At 67.3% G+C, this 16,483-nt stretch carries 14 protein-coding genes; 2 read left to right on the forward strand and 12 right to left on the reverse strand.

The genetic code is table 11. From position 1 onward, the window contains the following. Window positions 1-4: 4 nt before the first annotated feature. From murC to ftsW, 3 genes are read right to left on the reverse strand one after another with little or no spacing between them, the layout of a single operon-like run. Window positions 5-1,423: a UDP-N-acetylmuramate--L-alanine ligase gene (gene murC, locus ACK8OU_RS06330; protein ID WP_410302516.1), complete on the reverse strand. Its 1,419-nt coding sequence runs from the start codon at window positions 1,421-1,423 to the stop codon at window positions 5-7. Then, window positions 1,420-2,526, reverse strand: a complete 1,107-nt coding sequence (locus tag ACK8OU_RS06335; protein WP_410302517.1) for a UDP-N-acetylglucosamine--N-acetylmuramyl-(pentapeptide) pyrophosphoryl-undecaprenol N-acetylglucosamine transferase — start codon at window positions 2,524-2,526, stop codon at window positions 1,420-1,422. The genes murC and ACK8OU_RS06335 overlap by 4 nt, the downstream gene beginning before the upstream one ends. Beyond that, window positions 2,526-3,692, reverse strand: coding sequence for a putative lipid II flippase FtsW (gene ftsW, locus ACK8OU_RS06340; protein WP_410302518.1), 1,167 nt, complete (start codon window positions 3,690-3,692; stop codon window positions 2,526-2,528). The genes ACK8OU_RS06335 and ftsW overlap by 1 nt, the downstream gene beginning before the upstream one ends. Window positions 3,693-3,927: 235 nt before the next feature. On the opposite strand from ftsW, the gene ACK8OU_RS06345 reads away from it, so the two are divergent. Further along, window positions 3,928-4,383: an HIT family protein gene (locus ACK8OU_RS06345; RefSeq protein ID WP_410302519.1), complete on the forward strand. Its 456-nt coding sequence runs from the start codon at window positions 3,928-3,930 to the stop codon at window positions 4,381-4,383. A gap of 40 nt (window positions 4,384-4,423) precedes the next feature. On the opposite strand, the gene murD is transcribed toward ACK8OU_RS06345, so the two are convergent. From murD to ACK8OU_RS06390, 9 genes are all read right to left on the reverse strand, one after another. Further along, entirely contained in the window at window positions 4,424-5,821 is a 1,398-nt protein-coding gene (murD, locus tag ACK8OU_RS06350; protein ID WP_410302520.1) for a UDP-N-acetylmuramoyl-L-alanine--D-glutamate ligase, read from the reverse strand. Between the two features lie 204 nt (window positions 5,822-6,025). Beyond that, entirely contained in the window at window positions 6,026-7,108 is a 1,083-nt protein-coding gene (mraY, locus tag ACK8OU_RS06355) for a phospho-N-acetylmuramoyl-pentapeptide-transferase (protein WP_410302521.1), read from the reverse strand. Then, window positions 7,108-8,601 carry a UDP-N-acetylmuramoyl-tripeptide--D-alanyl-D-alanine ligase gene (locus ACK8OU_RS06360; RefSeq protein WP_410302522.1) on the reverse strand — a complete coding sequence of 498 codons (1,494 nt, stop codon included), beginning with the start codon at window positions 8,599-8,601 and terminating at the stop codon, window positions 7,108-7,110. Before ACK8OU_RS06360 ends, mraY begins: the two co-directional genes overlap by 1 nt. Before the next feature lies 1 nt (window position 8,602). Then, on the reverse strand, window positions 8,603-10,099 hold the full coding sequence (locus ACK8OU_RS06365; protein ID WP_410302523.1) for a UDP-N-acetylmuramoyl-L-alanyl-D-glutamate--2,6-diaminopimelate ligase: 1,497 nt from the start codon (window positions 10,097-10,099) through the stop codon (window positions 8,603-8,605). Between the two features lie 54 nt (window positions 10,100-10,153). After that, window positions 10,154-11,935 (reverse strand): peptidoglycan D,D-transpeptidase FtsI family protein, encoded by a 1,782-nt coding sequence (locus tag ACK8OU_RS06370; RefSeq protein ID WP_410302524.1) that lies wholly within the window; start codon window positions 11,933-11,935, stop codon window positions 10,154-10,156. Continuing rightward, the gene (gene ftsL, locus ACK8OU_RS06375; RefSeq protein ID WP_410302525.1) at window positions 11,932-12,303 is read right to left on the reverse strand and encodes a cell division protein FtsL; all 372 of its coding nucleotides are present in this window, start codon (window positions 12,301-12,303) and stop codon (window positions 11,932-11,934) included. The genes ACK8OU_RS06370 and ftsL overlap by 4 nt, the downstream gene beginning before the upstream one ends. Then, on the reverse strand, window positions 12,300-13,283 hold the full coding sequence (rsmH, locus tag ACK8OU_RS06380; RefSeq protein WP_410302526.1) for a 16S rRNA (cytosine(1402)-N(4))-methyltransferase RsmH: 984 nt from the start codon (window positions 13,281-13,283) through the stop codon (window positions 12,300-12,302). The genes ftsL and rsmH overlap by 4 nt, the downstream gene beginning before the upstream one ends. After that, entirely contained in the window at window positions 13,280-13,798 is a 519-nt protein-coding gene (gene mraZ, locus ACK8OU_RS06385; RefSeq protein ID WP_410302527.1) for a division/cell wall cluster transcriptional repressor MraZ, read from the reverse strand. The genes rsmH and mraZ overlap by 4 nt, the downstream gene beginning before the upstream one ends. A gap of 683 nt (window positions 13,799-14,481) precedes the next feature. Then, window positions 14,482-15,552, reverse strand: a complete 1,071-nt coding sequence (locus ACK8OU_RS06390) for an Mrp/NBP35 family ATP-binding protein (RefSeq protein ID WP_410302528.1) — start codon at window positions 15,550-15,552, stop codon at window positions 14,482-14,484. 249 nt (window positions 15,553-15,801) lie between these two features. On the opposite strand from ACK8OU_RS06390, the gene ACK8OU_RS06395 reads away from it, so the two are divergent. Then, complete coding sequence (locus tag ACK8OU_RS06395; RefSeq protein ID WP_410302529.1) at window positions 15,802-16,026, forward strand: DUF1127 domain-containing protein; 225 nt, start codon at window positions 15,802-15,804, stop codon at window positions 16,024-16,026. Window positions 16,027-16,483: the final 457 nt, after the last annotated feature.

Genomic DNA, 16,483 nt, shown 5'->3' on the forward strand with positions numbered 1-16,483 from the left:
CCGATCAGGTCAGCTTCGCGATCAGGCCGTGCGCCCAGGCCGAAATCGTGCCCGCGCCCAGACACACGACGATATCGCCCGGCCGGGCCTGTTCGCGCACCAGGCGCGCCAGATCCTCTTCATGCAACAGCGCGCGGGCATGGCGATGGCCGTGCCGGATCAGCCCGGCCACCAGATCATCGCGCGAAGCGCCGGGAATGGGCTCTTCGCCCGCCGCATAGACATCGGCAATGGCGACCACGTCGGCCTCGTTGAAGGCGGTGCAGAAATCCTCGAACAGGCTGGACAGGCGGGTGTAGCGGTGTGGCTGATGCACGGCGATGACGCGCGCGCCGGGCTGGCCCGATACCGCCTGCCGCGCGGCTTTCAGCACGGCGGCGATTTCCACCGGATGGTGGCCGTAATCGTCGATGATGCTGACACCGCCCAGCACCTCGCCCAGCCTGGTAAAGCGCCGGTTCACGCCGCCGAAACCGGCCAGCGCCTCGCGGATTTCCGCGCGCTTCATGCCCAGATGGCGCGCCACCGCAACCGCCGCCAACGCGTTCGAGACGTTGTGATCGCCCGGCATCGGCAGGGAACAGTTTTCAATTTTCGAACCTTCGCCCTCGGATTGCAGCAGAATATCGAAGAAAGCCTTGCCCTGTTCGAACCGCAGGTTGACCGCGCGCACATCGGCCTGGGCATTGAAGCCAAAGGTCACGACGCGGCGGTCGGTCAGCTTGCCCACCAGCGCCTGCACCTCGGCATTGTCGGTGCAGCAGACCGCCAGACCGTAGAAGGGAATATTCGAGACAAAATCGTAAAAACCCTTGCGCAGCGCATCGAAGCTGCCCCAGTGCTCCATGTGTTCGGGGTCGATGTTCGTCACGATGGCGATCGTCGCGGGCAGCCGGTTGAAGCTGCCGTCGGATTCGTCGGCCTCGACCACCATCCATTCGCCCGCCCCGGCCCGCGCGTTTGATCCATAGGCATGGATCACGCCGCCGTTGATCACGGTGGGGTCAAACCCGCCCTTGTCCAGCAGCGTGGCCACCATCGTCGTTGTCGTGGTCTTGCCATGCGTGCCCGCGACCGCGATGTTGGACCGCAGCCGCATCAGTTCGGCCAGCATCTCGGCCCGGCGCACCACGGGCAGGCCGCGCCGGCGCGCTTCCTCCAGTTCGGGGTTGCCGGCCTTGATTGCCGAGGAAATCACCACCACCGCCGCATCGCCCAGGTTTTCCACGCGCTGGCCCTCGAACACCGTCGCGCCCAGTTGCACCAGCCGGTCGGTGATCTTGCTGGCCTTGGCGTCGGACCCCTGCACCGTGAAGCCCTGGGTCATCAGCACCTCGGCGATGCCCGACATGCCGATGCCGCCGATCCCGACAAAGTGGATGGGGCCCAGTTCCCCGGGAAGTTTCGTAGCGGCTGCGTTCATGTCCTGGTCTTTCGTGCAAGCGCCTCGACCAGATCGACCAGCCGGGCGGTGGCATCGGGGATGCCATAGTTCAACGCGGAGTGGGCCATCTGCACGGCCCCGGCGGGATTGTCCAGCACAAGCGCGACCTGTTCGGCCAGGGTTTCGGGATCAAGCCGCGCTTCGGGGATCAGGATCGCGCCCCCCGCTTCCACCAGCCCGCGGGCATTGGCGGTCTGGTGATCGCCCGTCGCTGCGGCATAGGGGATCAGGATCGCGGGCCGCCCGATGACCGAAATATCGGCCACAGACGACGCCCCCGCGCGGGAAATCACCAGCTGCGCCTCGGACAGGCGGCGGGGCACATCGGTGAAGAAGGGCTGCACCTCGGCGGCGATGCCGGCGGCGTCATAGGTGGCGATCACGCGGGCCATATCCTCTTCGCGGGCCTGATGGGCGACGCGCAGATTGGCGCGCAGCCGGTCGGGAAGGGTGGCCAGCGCGGCGGGAACCATATCCGACAGGATCCGCGCGCCCTGGCTGCCGCCGATGACCAGCACGCTCATCGGATAATCGCCGGGCGGAATATAGGGCGCCGCGGCACGGTCGCGCACGGCGGCGCGCACCGGGTTGCCGGTGTGAACGGCCTGCACCTTTTCGGGCAGCGCCGTAGGCCAGGTGCCGCAGGCCAGCACATCGACGCGCGGGGCAAACAGCCGGTTCACCCTGCCCAGAAGCCCGTTTTGTTCATGGATCGCGCGCGGAATGCGCAGCGCAACCGCCGCCGCCAGCGCCGGGATCGTCGGATAGCCGCCAAAGCCCACCACCACCGTGGGCCGGTCCGACAGCCCCGCCGCGATCGCCTTGGCCACGCCGCCCGCGATACGCAGCGGCACCGCGGCCCGGGCCAATGCGCCACCGCGCGCGAAGGTGGCCGAGGGGACCTGCTCGACCCGCACCACATGGGGAAAGCCACCCGCATAGCGCGCGCCACGCGCATCCGTCGACAGCTTGACGCGCCAGCCCCGGCGCACCATTGCCTCGGCCAGGGCCTGGGCGGGGAACATGTGCCCCCCCGTGCCCCCGGCCGCGATCAGCAACAGCGGTTCGCGTGTCCGCGACATCACCACCCCCTGCGCGCCAGAATATCCGAGAACTGCCCCTGCGGGCGGGTCCGGGTCAGCGCCAGCAACATGCCCAACGCGATGCCCGAGGCGATGACCGACGATCCGCCATAGCTGACAAAGGGCAGCGTCATCCCCTTGGCCGGCAACAGCCGCACCGCGACCCCCATGTTGATGAAGGCCTGCACGCCAAAGGCACAGGCCAGACCCGCCCCCGCGAGACGGGTGAAGGTATCACGTTCGCGCATCAGCCGGATCAGAGACCGCACCACGATGGTGGCGTAAAGCGCGATGATCATCAGCACCAGGATCAGGCCGTATTCCTCGGCCGCGACGGCGATGATGAAATCGGTATGGGCATCGGGCAGCGACCATTTCACCGTGCCCTCGCCCACGCCCACGCCAAAGAAGCCGCCTTCCTGAATGGCGTTGGTGGCATAGCCGATCTGGGTGCGCGGGTCGATTTCGGCGGACAGAAAACCATCGATGCGGCGCGCGAAATGTTCCGAGGAATTATAGGCCACCACGCCACCCAGCACCGTCATCCCCGCCAGCACCGTCAACAGAACGATCGGCGCCCCGGCGATGAAATACATCACCCCCCAGGAAAACAGCACCAGGCTTGCCTGCCCGAAATCGGGCTGCAGCGCCAGCAACAGCACGATCACCAGCGCCAGGACAAAGGAATAAAGCCGCCCCGGCGGGCCCGCGACCTCCTGGCTGGCGGCCATGAACCAGGCGGCCAGCACCACGAAACCGGGTTTCAGGAATTCCGAAGGCTGCACCGAGGCGAAGCCGAAGGACAACCAGCGCACCGCCCCCTTGCCGAAATCGGTGCCCAGGAACGGCAGGGCCAGGATTGCGATGAAGGCGCCGGCAAAGCCGATCACGCCCAGCCGGCGCACCTGGACCGGGCTCAGCATCGACACAAGCGCCATGACGCCCAGCGCGACCACGCCGAAAAAAGCCTGCCGCTTGACGTAATAGAAGGGTTCAAGCCCGTTCTTTTCCGCCAGCGGCACCGAGGCCGCCAGCCCCAGCAACATGCCCAGCATGAACAGCAAAAGGACACTGGTCAGCGCCCATTTGTCGATTGTCCGCCACCAGCGGGGAAGAATCGGTTCACCGGCCCGCACGGGCACGGTGCCAAAGACCATCTCTGTCATGGGCTACCGCCGTCACTGCCTCAGATCGCCCGTTTGCCGGGTCTGATGAAAACTCTACCCCATTCGCGGGCGCCTTACCAGAACGGACTTGGCCACGCGGCCCGGCCACGGCCGATTTTTGCCGCCATTGGCGCGACTTGCGCGGCACGGGGCGATTGCGGTGCGCGCGCGGGCGGGGCAAGCTGGGGCCAGACCGACCACCCACGCCTGAACGGCCCCGCCCCAAGGACCAGCCATGACCGAAGCCTGCCTGTTCTGCCGCATCGCCACAGGCGATCTGCCCTGCCACAAGCTGCATGAGGATGACCACGTTCTGGCCTTCCTTGACCTGCATCCGGTGCGCCCGGGCCATGCGCTGGTGATCCCGCGCGCCCATCACCCCTGGTTTGAGGAGATTCCCGCCGACCTGGCCTGCCGGGTCACCACCCTGTCCCAGCGGATCGCCCGGACGATGAAGGCGCTTTACGGGGTGGAACGGGTGGCAATGGTCTATACCGGCATCCATGTCGCCCATGCCCATGCCCATCTGGTGCCGATGCACGACATCCATGACATCACCTCGGCCGCCTATCTGACCGAAGGGCCGGATCGCTTTACCGCGCCCCCCTCGCCCCCCGCCGAAACCCTGGCCGCCACGGCAACGGCGCTGCGCGCTGGGCTGGCCCGCGCCGGGCAGGACCCCGTCGGTTAAGCTCCGTCGTTCAGAACCCCGTCGTTCAGGGCCCCGTCGTTCAGGGCAAGGCACGCACCAGCGCGGTGAAATGCTCGCCGCGCTTCTCGAAATTCGGATACTGGTCGAACGAAGCCGCAGCGGGGGCCAAAAGCACGGTGTCACCCGGCTCGGCCTCGGCGGCGGCGCGGGCCACCGCACGGTCCATCGTTTCACAGATCTCATGCGGCAGGTCGCCCAGTTCCAGCGCGAAATCGCGCGCCGAATGGCCGATCAGATAGGTCTTGACCACAGCCCCCAGAAACGGCGCCAGCCCGCCCAGACCGCCATCCTTGCCAAGCCCCCCCGCAATCCAGCGGATGCGGGGAAAGGCCTGCAACGCCTTGGCGGCACTGTCGACATTGGTGGCCTTGGAATCATTCACGAACCGCACCCCGCCCCGTTCCGCAACCAGCTGCGATCTGTGCGGCAGGCCGGCAAAGGAATGGAAGGCCGCCTCAATCTCACGCGGGGCAAGGCCCAGCGTGCGGCAGGCGGCATAGGCGGCGCAGGCATTCTGGTGGTTGTGCGCGCCGGGCAGGCCCCGGACCTCGCGCAGGTCGATCGCGGCCACCTGCCGCCCCTTGCGCCATTCCGCCAGAAACCCCTTGCGCGCAAAAATGGACCAGCCGTAATCACCCAGCTTGCGCGCCGCCGAAATGCGGATCACCCGGTCATCCTCGGGCCCCGTGGCCAGCTGATTGGCCAGGAAAACACCCTCGGGCTCATCCACCCCGATGATCGCGCGGTCGGGCCCGCCTTCGGCAAACAGCCGCCGCTTCGCCGCGAAATAGCCCCCCATCCCGCCATGCCGGTCCAGATGATCGGGCGACAGATTGGTGAAGACCGCGACATCCGGCGTCAGCGCACGCGCAAGATCAGTCTGGTAGGAGGACAGCTCCAGCACCACCACCTCACCATCCCCGGCAGGCTCCAGATCCAGCACGCCGCGCCCGATATTGCCCGCCATCTGCACCCGCCGCCCCGCCGCCTGCAGGATGTGATGGATCAGCGCCGTTGTCGTCGACTTGCCGTTCGATCCGGTGACACAGATGGTGCGCGGGGTCACGTCAAAGCCGTCCCAATCCGCGCTGGCCCAGCTGCGGAAGAACAGCCCGATGTCATTGTCGACCGGCACGCCAGCCGCCATCGCGCGGGCAATCAGGCGGTTTGGCGCGGGGTAAAGATGCGGGATGCCGGGCGAGACGATCAGCGCCGCGACCCCCTCGAATGCATCGGCCCGCGTCAGGTCATGCAGTGCACATCCCGCCGCCCGGGCACGCTCGCGCGCCTCGGGACTGTCGTCCCAGCACAGCGGCCTGGCCCCGCCCGCCGTCAAGGCGGCGGCCGTCGCAAGTCCGGACCGCCCCAGCCCAAGCACCGCGACCCGCGCGCCCGCAAAACCCTGAACCGGAATCATCCCTACCCCCTGCTTGCGTCTGCGACATTGCCCCGCGCCGAACCGCACCGCAAGCGGTCAGGCCGGGGGCGCCTGCCCCCGGACCCCCGGGGATATTTGGACAAAGCCGAACGCAGATCCCTTCGGCTTTGTCCAAATATCCTCGGGGGGTGAATTGGCCGACAGGCCAAGAGGGGGGCAGACAGCCCCCCTTGCCCGCCGGACCTAGCGCAGCTTCAGCGTGGCAAGACCGATCAGCGCCAGGATCAGCGAAATGATCCAGAACCGGATCACGATCTGCGGTTCGGCCCAGCCTTTCTTTTCGAAATGATGGTGGATCGGCGCCATCAGGAAGACCCGCTTTCCGGTACGCTTGAAATAAAGCACCTGGATGATCACCGACAGCGCCTCGACCACGAACAGGCCGCCGACGATGGCCAGCACGATTTCGTGCTTGGTGCAGACCGCGATGGCGCCCAGCGCGCCGCCCAGCGCCAGCGAGCCGGTATCGCCCATGAAGACGGCCGCGGGCGGGGCATTGTACCACAGAAAGCCCAGCCCCCCGCCGATCAGCGCGGCGACAAAGACCAGGATTTCCCCCGTTCCAGGCACAAAATGCACGCCCAGATAGGTGGTGAAGTCGACCCGCCCCACGATATAGGCGATCGCCCCCAGCGTTCCGGCGGCAATCATCACCGGCATGATCGCCAGCCCGTCCAGCCCGTCGGTCAGGTTCACCGCATTGGCCGCGCCCACGATCACGATCATCGCGAAGGGCACGAACAGCAGGCCCAGATTGATCAGCGCATCCTTGAACACCGGCATGGCCAGCTGATTGGTCAGCCCCGCCGGGTGCAGCCAGGACGCCGCCGCCGCGGCCAGCGCCGCCAGCGCCAGCCCCAGCGCCATCCGAACGCGCGACGACACGCCCCGGGTGTTCTGTTTGGTTACCTTGGCATAGTCGTCGGCAAAACCGATCAGCGCGTAGCCATAGGTCACCGCCAGCACGATCCAGATATACCCATTGTCCAGCCGCGCCCACAGCAATGTACCCACCGCCAGCGCCGACAGGATCAGCAGCCCCCCCATCGTGGGCGTGCCCGCCTTGGCGAAATGCGTCGCCGGGCCGTCATCGCGGATCGGCTGCCCCTTGCCCTGCTTGCGCCGCAGAATGTCGATCAGCGGGCGGCCGAACAGAAAGCCGAAGATCAGCGCGGTGAAGAACGCCCCCCCTGCCCGGAACGTGATGTAGCGGAACAGGTTGAAGAAATCGCCACCGTCGGAAAAGTTGGTCAGCCAATACAGCATTACGAAAGCCCTCTTGCGGCGCCGGGGGGGCGGGGGCCGTCGACCTCATGCGCCTCTGCGGCGCCCGCCTGCCCCAGTTTGCGCAGCGCGTCAACCACCAGGCTGACCTTCGACCCCTTGGAGCCCTTGACCAGCACCACATCGCCCGCATCGGCCAGATGGGCGGCGCGCGCGGCCAGCCCCTGGGCTGTTTCATGCCATTCGCCGCGCCTGGCGCGTGGCAGAACCTGGTACAGCGCCCGCATCCGCGGCCCTGCGCAATGCACCACGTCCACCGCCGCCAGCGCCGGCAGATCGGCGATCGCGGCATGCAGCGCGGCCTCGTCGGGGCCCAGTTCCAGCATGTCGCCCAGCACCGCGACGCGGCGGCCACGCTTTACCCGCCCGACCCCGTTGCGCGGCTCGGCCCCGGCCAGCACCTCAAGCGCGGCCGCCATCGAGGCGGGATTGGCGTTGAAGGCATCGTCGAACAGATCGAAGCTTTGCCCCGCATCGACGATGTCCATGAAGATCCGTTCGCGCGCGCCCCGCCCCGCAGGCGGTACCCACAGGCCCATGTCGCAGGCCGCCACCGCCGGATCGGCGCCGACCGCCTCGGCCAGCGCCAGCACGCCCAGCGCATTGGACGCGAAATGGCGGCCCGGCGTCATGACCTTGAACAACAGGGGCTCGCCCCCACGGGTGGCCTGCACGATGGTCGCATCGCCCGCCACCGTCGCCGCGATCAGGCGGTAATCGCTGTCGCCCGTGGGACCAAAGCGCAGGATGCGGCCCGCGCGCGTTGCGGCCGCTGCGGCAGCGGTTTCCAGGATCGGGGTCACCGGCAGCCCGGTCGGGATGACCGCGACACCGCCGGGTTCCAGCCCTTCAAAGATCGCGGCCTTTTCCCGCGCGATCCCCTCGATGCTGTCAAAGGCCTCCAGATGGGCGGCGGCCACGGTGGTGATCATCGCCGCATGGGGCCGGGCCATCCGCGCCAGCGGCGCGATTTCGCCGGGGTGGTTCATGCCGATTTCAATCACCGCAAAATCGGCGTCGCGCGGCAGGCGCGCCAGCGTGACCGGCACCCCCCAGTGATTGTTGAAGCTGGCCTCGGCGGCATGCACCTTGCCCTGCGCGGACAGGACCGCGCGCAGCATTTCCTTGGTCGAGGTCTTGCCGACCGATCCGGTCACCGCGATCACCCGCGCGCGCGACCGTGCCCGGCCCGCGCGGCCCAGCGCCTCAAGCGCGGCCAGAACGTCGGGCACCACCAGCAGCGGATCGGTTTCATGGCAGCCCGGCGGAATGCGGCTGACCAGCGCCGCGCCCGCGCCGCGCGCCAGCGCGTCGGCCACGAAATCATGGCCGTCGCGGACATCCTTCAGCGCCACGAACAGATCGCCCGGCCGCAGGGTCCGGGTGTCGATCGACAGGCCCGTCACCGCAAAGTCGCGCGTCGCCCGCCCGCCCGTGGCGGCGACCGCATCGGCAGAGGTCCACAGGATCGCCATGTCAGATCTTTCCGTCCAGAGCGGCCACCGCAACGCTGGCCTGTTCGGCATCGTCGAAAGGATAGATATCCGTTCCGATCACCTGCCCGCTTTCATGTCCCTTGCCCGCGATCAGCGCCGCATCGCCCGGGCCCAGCGCGTCGACGGCGCGCAGGATGGCTTCGGCCCGGTCGCCCACCTCATGCAGGCCGGGGCCGCCGGGCAGGCGCGCGCCATCCAGCACCGCGGCGCGGATCGCGGCGGGGTCTTCGGTGCGGGGATTGTCGTCGGTGACATAGACGACATCGGCGTTTTCCGCCGCCGCGCGCCCCATCAGCGGCCGCTTGGTCCGGTCACGATCGCCGCCCGCACCAAGAACAACGATCAGCCGGCCCATCACATGCGGGCGCAGCGCGCGCAGCGCGGTCTGCACCGCATCGGGCGTGTGGGCGTAATCGACAAAAACCGCCGCGCCATTGTCACGCGTGGCAGCCAGTTGCATCCGGCCGCGCACCGTGGTCAGGCGCGGCAGCGCGGCAAAGACCGCCGCCGCATCCGCCCCTGCCCCGATCGCCAGCGCCGCCGCCGCCAGCACGTTCATCGCCTGAAACCCGCCGATCAGGTTCAGCCGGACCAGATGCACCTGATCGTGCCAGGAAAATCGCAGGTCCTGTCCCGTGGCATCGAACCGCTGGCCCAGCAGGCGCATGTCGCAGCCCTCGGCCTGGCCCACCGCGATCAGCCGCTGGCCGCGCGCGGTGACGTATTTCGCAAGCTCGGCCCCGCGCGGATCATCGATATTGATGACCGCCACGCCATCCTCGGGCAGGACGCGGGTGAACAGCCCCGCCTTGGCGGCGAAATAGTCGTCAAAGCTTTCGTGGTAATCCAGATGGTCCTGGGTAAAGTTGGTGAAGGCCGCCGCCGCCAGCCGCACCCCATCAAGGCGGCGCTGCGCCAGCCCGTGGGACGACGCCTCCATCGCGGCATGGGTCACGCCCGCATCCGCCATCTGCGCCAGCAGCCGGTGCAGGGTGATCGGTTCGGGCGTGGTGTGGCTGGAGGGGGCGGCAAAGGCGCCCTCGACCCCGGTGGTGCCGATATTGGCGCCTTCCAGCCCGATCAGCTGCCAGATCTGGCGGGTAAAGGTCGCCACGCTGGTCTTGCCGTTGGTGCCGGTGACGGCGACCATGGTTTCGGGCTGGCGGCCAAAGAACAGCGCCGCGGCAAAGGCCAGCGCCTGGCGTGGATCTTCGGTCACCACCACCGACGCATCTGCACCCGCAAGTGCGTCACGCGCGATGTCCAGCCCTGCGCGGTCGGTCAGAATGGCCGCCGCGCCCATGCGCAGCGCATAGACCACGAATTCGGCGCCATGCGCCCTGACACCCGGCAGGGCGGCGAACAGGTGGCCGGGCTTGACCTGACGGCTGTCCGCCGACAGCCCCGTCACCGCCACATCGTGACCCTGCAGGGCGGTCAGGCCCAGTTCGCTCAAGGCTTTTGCGCCCTCGCCCATATCGGTGTCCTTTCCTCGCCGGCGCCGCCATTTATCGCCGCGCGCCCTGGGGCGTCAATTGCGCACCAGCGTGATCGCCCCGGGTTCGGCGGGTTCCGGCAGGGGGCGCAGGCCCAGCAACGGCGCGGTGCGACGCACCACTTCGGCCGCCACGGGAACCGCGGTCCAGCCCGCGGTGCGGCGCGGTTCCGACCCCGAGGTATCGACCGCCTCGTCCATCGACACGATCAGCACATATTTCGGGTCCGAGGCCGGAAAGACGCTGGCGAAGGTATTGATGTTGCGTTCATCCCAGTATCCGCCGCCGGGTTTGGGCTTTTCGGCGGTGCCGGTCTTGCCCGCGACCTGATAGCCGGCCACCTCGCCAAAGGATGCGGTGCCCTCGGTCACCACCTTGCGCATCATGTCGACCGCCTGACGGGCGACCTCGGGGCGGACGATCTGTTCGCCGGGGGGGCGGGCCGCGCCATGGATCAGCGTGGGCGTCACGCGCCGTCCGCCATTGGCCAGCATCGCATAACCGGCCGCCAGATGCAGCGGGCTTGCCGACATGCCGTGGCCATAGGACACGGTCAGAGTGACCAGTTCGCCCCAGCGCGGCGGCAGAAGCGGCCGGCCGGTGGGCGCCTCGGCCAGTTCGACCGTGGTCGGCTCAAAGAACCCCATGCGGCGCAGGAAATCCTGCTGCGCCTCGCCGCCGATCATGGTGGCGATCCGCGCCGTGCCCACGTTCGAGGATTTTGCGATCACCTGCGTCACCGACAGTTGCGGGCCATAGTTCCTGAAATCCTTGATCCGGTGCTTGCCGAAATACATCGGCGTCTTGGTCTCGATCATGGTCTGGGGATTTACCAGCCCCATGTCCAGCGCCTGCGCCACCGCGAAGATCTTGAAGGTGGACCCCAGTTCATAGACCCCCTGCACCGCGCGGTTGAACAGCGGGCTGTCGGACGCATCGCCCTTGGTCAGCGGCGCGGGGCGGTTGTTGGGGTCGAAATCGGGCAGGCTGGCCATCGCCACGATCTCGCCGGTGGCGACCTCCATCAGGATGCCGGTGGCGCCCTTGGCATCCATCAGCTTCATGCCACCGTAAAGCACCTCTTCCATCGCGGCCTGAACCGTCAGGTCAATCGACAGACGCAGCGGCGCGCCCGCATTCGCGGGATCGCGCAGCCAGCCGTCAAAGGCCTTTTCCACGCCCGCCACGCCGATCACCTCGGCGGAATCCACGCCCTCGCGGCCGAAACTGGCCCCGCCCATGATATGCGCGGCCAATGCACCGTTGGGATACAGGCGCATCTCGCGCGGGCCGAACAGCAGCCCCGGATCGCCGATGTCATGCACCGCCTGCATCTGTTCGGGGCTGATCTTCTTCCTGATCCACAGGAACTTGCGCCCGCCGGTAAAGTCGCGCACCAGGCGGTCGCGGTCCAGGTCGGGGAAGATGTCCACCAGCTTGTCGGCGGTGCCCACCGGGTCCACCATCATCATCGGCTGGGCATAAAGCGCATGGGTCACAAGGTTGGTGGCCAGCACCCGGCCATTGCGGTCCAGGATGTCGGCGCGCTGCGCCAGGATCGCCTCGCCGGAACTGGCCAGCTGGGGTTCTTGCGGTTCAACCGCGGCCAGCATGCCCATGCGCGTGCCCACGGTGACGAACCCGGCCAGAAACAGCGCCGCCATCACCAGAAGCCGCCCCTCGGCCCGGGCGCGGGCGCGGTCACGCGTCGCCTCGCCGCGCAGGCGGATGTTCTCACGTTCGATCGCATCGGGGTTTTCACCCCTGGCGCGGGCGTCCAGGATGCGGGCCAGCGGACGCAGCGGTGTACGGATCATTCGGCACCCTCCGGGACGGTCTGGCCGGGATCGGCACTGGGGGCAATTACGTCAATGGGATCCACGCCGGGCAATTCGGGTTGCGGCGGATAGGCCACCTGCGCGACCGAGCCGAATTGTCCGGGCAACAGCGGCAGCAGGCCAAGGCTGGCAAAGTTCAGGTTCACCAGTTCGCGCAGCCGGTCAGGACGGTTCAGATAGGCCCATTCGGCGCGCAACACGCCAAGCCCCTCGCGCAGCGAGGCGATTTCGCGCTGCAGGCGCTTCATCTCGGCCTGGCGGGACTGGGTTTCGTAATTCTCGCGGTAGGCCCAGAAAGCCAGCCCCATCACGCACAGCGCCGTCGCAAGATAGATCAGCGATCTCATCGGGGATGTCCTTTCAACACCGGCGCGGGCAGGCCAAGGTTTTTACGATCCGCCCGCCCGGCGGGGGCATCGGTGCGTGCCGCCACGCGCAGCCTGGCCGAGCGCGCGCGGGGATTTTCCGCCAGTTCCGCATCATCGGGGCCGATCGCCTTGCACAGCAGGCGAAAGGCCGGTTCCACCGCCGCGCGGGCAGGCGCATACCGCGACCCCTGCCCCTCGCCGCCGGAACGCGCCTGCAGGAAACGCTTGACCACGCGATCTTCGAGCGAATGGAAGGTGACCACCGCCAGCCGCCCGCCGGGTTTAAGCGCGCGTTCGGCGGCCTCCAGCCCCTCGATCAGCTGGCCGAATTCGTCGTTCACCGCGATGCGGATCGCCTGGAAGGACCGCGTCGCGGGATGGCTTTGCCCCGGTTTCGGGCGCGGCAGACAGCGTTCGACCACCGCGACCAGTTGCAGCGTGGTTTCAAACGGCGCGGCCCTGCGCGCCTCGACGATGGCCCGCGCGATCCGGCGCGAGGCGCGTTCCTCGCCGTAATGATACAGGATGTCGGCCAGATCGCCCTCATCCAGCGTATTGACCAGATCGGCGGCGGATGGGCCGGTGTCGCCCATGCGCATGTCCAGCGGCCCGTCGCGCAGGAAGGAAAAGCCGCGTTCGGGCATGTCAAGCTGCATCGAGCTGACGCCAAGGTCCAGCACGACGCCATCCAGCGGCTCGCCCGCCAGCGCGTCCAGATCGGAAAACGTCCCCTGCACCAGCCGCAGCCGGTCGCCATAGGCCCCGCGCCAGCTTTCGGCCATGCGAAACACCATCGGGTCGCGGTCCACCCCGATCACGCGATCCGCCCCCGCATCCAGCAGGCCGCGCGCATAGCCGCCCGCGCCGAAGGTGCCATCCAGCCAGACCCCAGAGACAGGCGCGACCGCTTTCAGAAGCGGCCGCAGCAGAACGGGGATGTGGGGGGCATCGGCGGTCATGTTTGCCTCGGGGCGGCGGGTGGCAGGTTCGGCAGATGGACCAGCGGATCATAGCCGCGGGGCCGCTGGGTCGCGCGTTCGGCGTAAAGTTCGGCCTGTCCGGCCTCATAGGTTGCGGGGTCCCAGATCTTGAACGAGGTGCCGGCCGAAACAAAGAAGGCCTCGGACTTCAGCCCGATCTTTTCACGCAGCTTCTGCGGCAGGACCAGACGACCGTCGTCGTCGATCTGGGCCTCATGCGACTGGCCATACATCAGATCTTCGATCTCGGCCCGCTCGACCGATCCGCGCTGCATCATGTCGATCTGCGCGTCGATCTCGGCGATCGCCTCCATCGTGTAGACCTGCAGCCAGGTCTGTTGCGGGCCGCCGTAGACGATGACGATATTGGGGCGGTTGCCGGGGGTCCAGTCGGGGTCGCAGGCCTCGATCACACGACGGAAGGAAGCGGGGATGGAAACGCGACCCTTCGCGTCCACCTTGAACGTCTCCGACCCTCTGAACCTGCGTGCCACTGGCGCGCTCCTGTCCCATTCCCCTGCCCGGGTCATCCCGGGGCCTAGCAAAGGAAAACGGCGGTCGGGCTGCTGCCACTGCCCGATCCGCCGCCCTCGTCCCATCACTGGGTATGTCCGGCTACACGCGCCACCTTGGGGGATGTCTGCTCGCCCGCGCGCCGGATCGTTCTTGGTCGTGAAGCGGGTGCCTGTATGAAACCTGCTCTTTTCGCCGTGAGGTCTTGGTGCCTCGTTCGCCCGTCTTCCCGATGACCAAGGGATGACATGGGATTTCATGGGAAGCAACAGGAAATTATGGCCAAACCCACGAACCACGCGGCCTTCCAGTCGTACAAGAGACCGCATAGCGGGGCACGACCCCGCAGAAAATGGAACAAATAGCAAATAATGACCCACAGGACACAATATCTTGTTAACCGCGCCGCGCCACAGTTCGCCCCATGATTTCCCATTGGATCACAAAATTTCATCCGAAAGCCGTCGAAAGCCGGGTACAAACACCCCAAGACACCTGGATCCACGCGCGATCACGGCGGATCACGCCCGGATGATTCGGCTTGATCCGCGAAGTGGCTGCACCATTCCCGTGAAATACCATGGCCCCGGGCCGTATCCCGCCCGGGGCCATGAAATCCCGTTCCGAAATCCTGTTCCCGTGAAATCCCGGGCCGGCGGCGGGATCAGACCGCGCCCGCGGCGATCAGCCGGGCCGCCAGCGCCGCATAGGTGCCCGCCACCGGCCCCTCGCCGGCCGCGACCGGGGTTCCGGCATCGCCCGCAAGCCGCACCGACAGATCCAGCGGCAACTCGCCCAGATAGGGCAGGTCCAGCTTCCTGGCCTCGGCGGCGACGCCGCCATGGCCGAACAGATGTGCCTCATGCCCGCAATTGGGGCAGATATAGGTGGACATGTTCTCGATCAGGCCCAGAACCGGCGTGCCCAGGCGGCGGAACATGTCGATCGCCTTGCGTGCATCCAGCAGCGCCACATCCTGCGGGGTGGACACGATGATCGCCCCGTCCAGCCGCGTCTTCTGGCACAGCGACAGCTGCACATCGCCCGTGCCCGGCGGCAAGTCGATGATCAGCACATCCAGCGGGCCATATTCATCCCATTTCACCTGGCCCAGCATCTGCTGCATCGCGCCCATCAGCATCGGGCCGCGCCAGATCACGGCCTCATCCTCTTTCAGCATCAGACCGATCGACATCAGCGTGACGCCATGCGCCTGCAGCGGCAGAATCGTCTTGCCATCGGGCGAGGACGGACGGCGGTTCACCCCCATCATGCGCGGCTGACTGGGCCCGTAGATGTCGGCATCCAGCAGACCAACCCGCCTGCCCGCCCGCGCCAGCGCCACCGCAAGGTTCGACGAAACGGTCGACTTTCCGACCCCCCCCTTGCCGGACCCCACCGCGATGATGCGCGCCACACCGGGCACCGGCAAAGGCCCGGCCTGTGGCTTGGGATGGCCGCCGATCTGCGGGGCGCCAAATCCCTTGGGGGCCTGCGCGGTGGTGACGATCGACAGGCTGTCCACCCCCGGCAAAGCGCGCACCGCCGCCTCGATCGCGGGACGGATGGATTCCAGCATCTGCGCGGTGGCGGGGGCATCGGCCTCCAGCACGAAGCGCACCGCGCCCCCTTCGACGGCCAGCGCGCGCAGGTAATCGCGCGACACGACATCGCCCCCGCCGGGCAACCCCACGCTGCCAAGCGCCTCAAGAACCGTTTGCTTGCTGACAGACATGTTTTCCCCCTGGATGCTGACCCCGACAATCTGGCGCATTCCGCGCGGAAGGCAAGCGATCAGGAATTTGCACAAGTTTTATACATTGTGACGCGGCGTTAGCCTGTATTAGGTCAGCAGGCGTTATGCAGTTTCCGCATGGCAGCATTGCGGCTTATAGGTATTGTGCATACGCAGCATTCGTCCCATTTTGGCTTCAACGGCGGCACAGGGCTGCAGCACGAAACGACCCAGATCAGGACGATGACAATGGCACTCGCTCAGGACATCCATCACGCCAACGCCCGCACCGGCGGCATCGGTGCGCGTATCCTGGCGTTCTTTACCGCCATTGGCGAGGCCCGCGCCCGCCGCAAGGTCTATGCGCTGACCGTGCGTGAACTGCGTGGCCTGTCGAACCGCGAACTGGCGGATATGGGCGTCAACCGCTCGATGATTACCCGTGTCGCGCTGGAAGCAGCCTACGGCAAGTAAGTTTCAGTTCCTGAGGCCCTTCCTCCTCCCTGGGTCTCGGAAATCGGCGGCACCCTCCTCCTCCTCCCTGAGGGTGCCGCCCCCAGATACCGGCCACAGGATCGCATGATCCCCGCCGGACGCCCAAGCGAAGGCCTCCTCCTCCTCCCTGAGGTCTCGTGATGAAGGCGGCGGCCCCCTCCTCCTCCCTGGGGCCGCCGCGCTTCCAACCGGGCACAAGACAAGGGCTTTGGCCCTGCGGAATACGGAAAGCCCTCCTCCTCCCCGGGCCGACCGTTCGAAGGCGGTGACCTCACCCTCCTCCCGGGGTCATCGCTGACAATACCGAAGGCCCCCTCCTCCTCCCTGGGGCTGACGGAAAAGATGCGGCGGTGCCCACCTCCTCCCGGGCGCCGCCGTTTTCTTTTGGCGCCAGCGGGCTTGCACCACGCGCCGGGGCGCGTCATCACCAGACATG

The sequence above is a fragment of the Pontitalea aquivivens genome (assembly GCF_046507575.1).
GTDB lineage: Bacteria > Pseudomonadota > Alphaproteobacteria > Rhodobacterales > Rhodobacteraceae > Pontitalea > Pontitalea aquivivens.

What these genes read in the sequence shown, in the direction of transcription:
- ACK8OU_RS06335 (WP_410302517.1), bottom strand. Translation starts at nt 2,526, where the DNA reads ATGTCGCGGACACGCGAACCGCTGTTGCTGATCGCGGCCGGGGGCACG.
- ACK8OU_RS06390 (WP_410302528.1), bottom strand. Translation starts at nt 15,552, where the DNA reads ATGTCTGTCAGCAAGCAAACGGTTCTTGAGGCGCTTGGCAGCGTGGGG.
- ACK8OU_RS06395 (WP_410302529.1), top strand. Translation starts at nt 15,802, where the DNA reads ATGGCACTCGCTCAGGACATCCATCACGCCAACGCCCGCACCGGCGGC.
- ftsW (WP_410302518.1), bottom strand. Translation starts at nt 3,692, where the DNA reads ATGACAGAGATGGTCTTTGGCACCGTGCCCGTGCGGGCCGGTGAACCG.
- rsmH (WP_410302526.1), bottom strand. Translation starts at nt 13,283, where the DNA reads ATGACCGCCGATGCCCCCCACATCCCCGTTCTGCTGCGGCCGCTTCTG.
- ftsL (WP_410302525.1), bottom strand. Translation starts at nt 12,303, where the DNA reads ATGAGATCGCTGATCTATCTTGCGACGGCGCTGTGCGTGATGGGGCTG.
- ACK8OU_RS06370 (WP_410302524.1), bottom strand. Translation starts at nt 11,935, where the DNA reads ATGATCCGTACACCGCTGCGTCCGCTGGCCCGCATCCTGGACGCCCGC.
- ACK8OU_RS06360 (WP_410302522.1), bottom strand. Translation starts at nt 8,601, where the DNA reads ATGGCGATCCTGTGGACCTCTGCCGATGCGGTCGCCGCCACGGGCGGG.
- ACK8OU_RS06365 (WP_410302523.1), bottom strand. Translation starts at nt 10,099, where the DNA reads ATGGGCGAGGGCGCAAAAGCCTTGAGCGAACTGGGCCTGACCGCCCTG.
- murC (WP_410302516.1), bottom strand. Translation starts at nt 1,423, where the DNA reads ATGAACGCAGCCGCTACGAAACTTCCCGGGGAACTGGGCCCCATCCAC.
- murD (WP_410302520.1), bottom strand. Translation starts at nt 5,821, where the DNA reads ATGATTCCGGTTCAGGGTTTTGCGGGCGCGCGGGTCGCGGTGCTTGGG.
- ACK8OU_RS06345 (WP_410302519.1), top strand. Translation starts at nt 3,928, where the DNA reads ATGACCGAAGCCTGCCTGTTCTGCCGCATCGCCACAGGCGATCTGCCC.
- mraY (WP_410302521.1), bottom strand. Translation starts at nt 7,108, where the DNA reads ATGCTGTATTGGCTGACCAACTTTTCCGACGGTGGCGATTTCTTCAAC.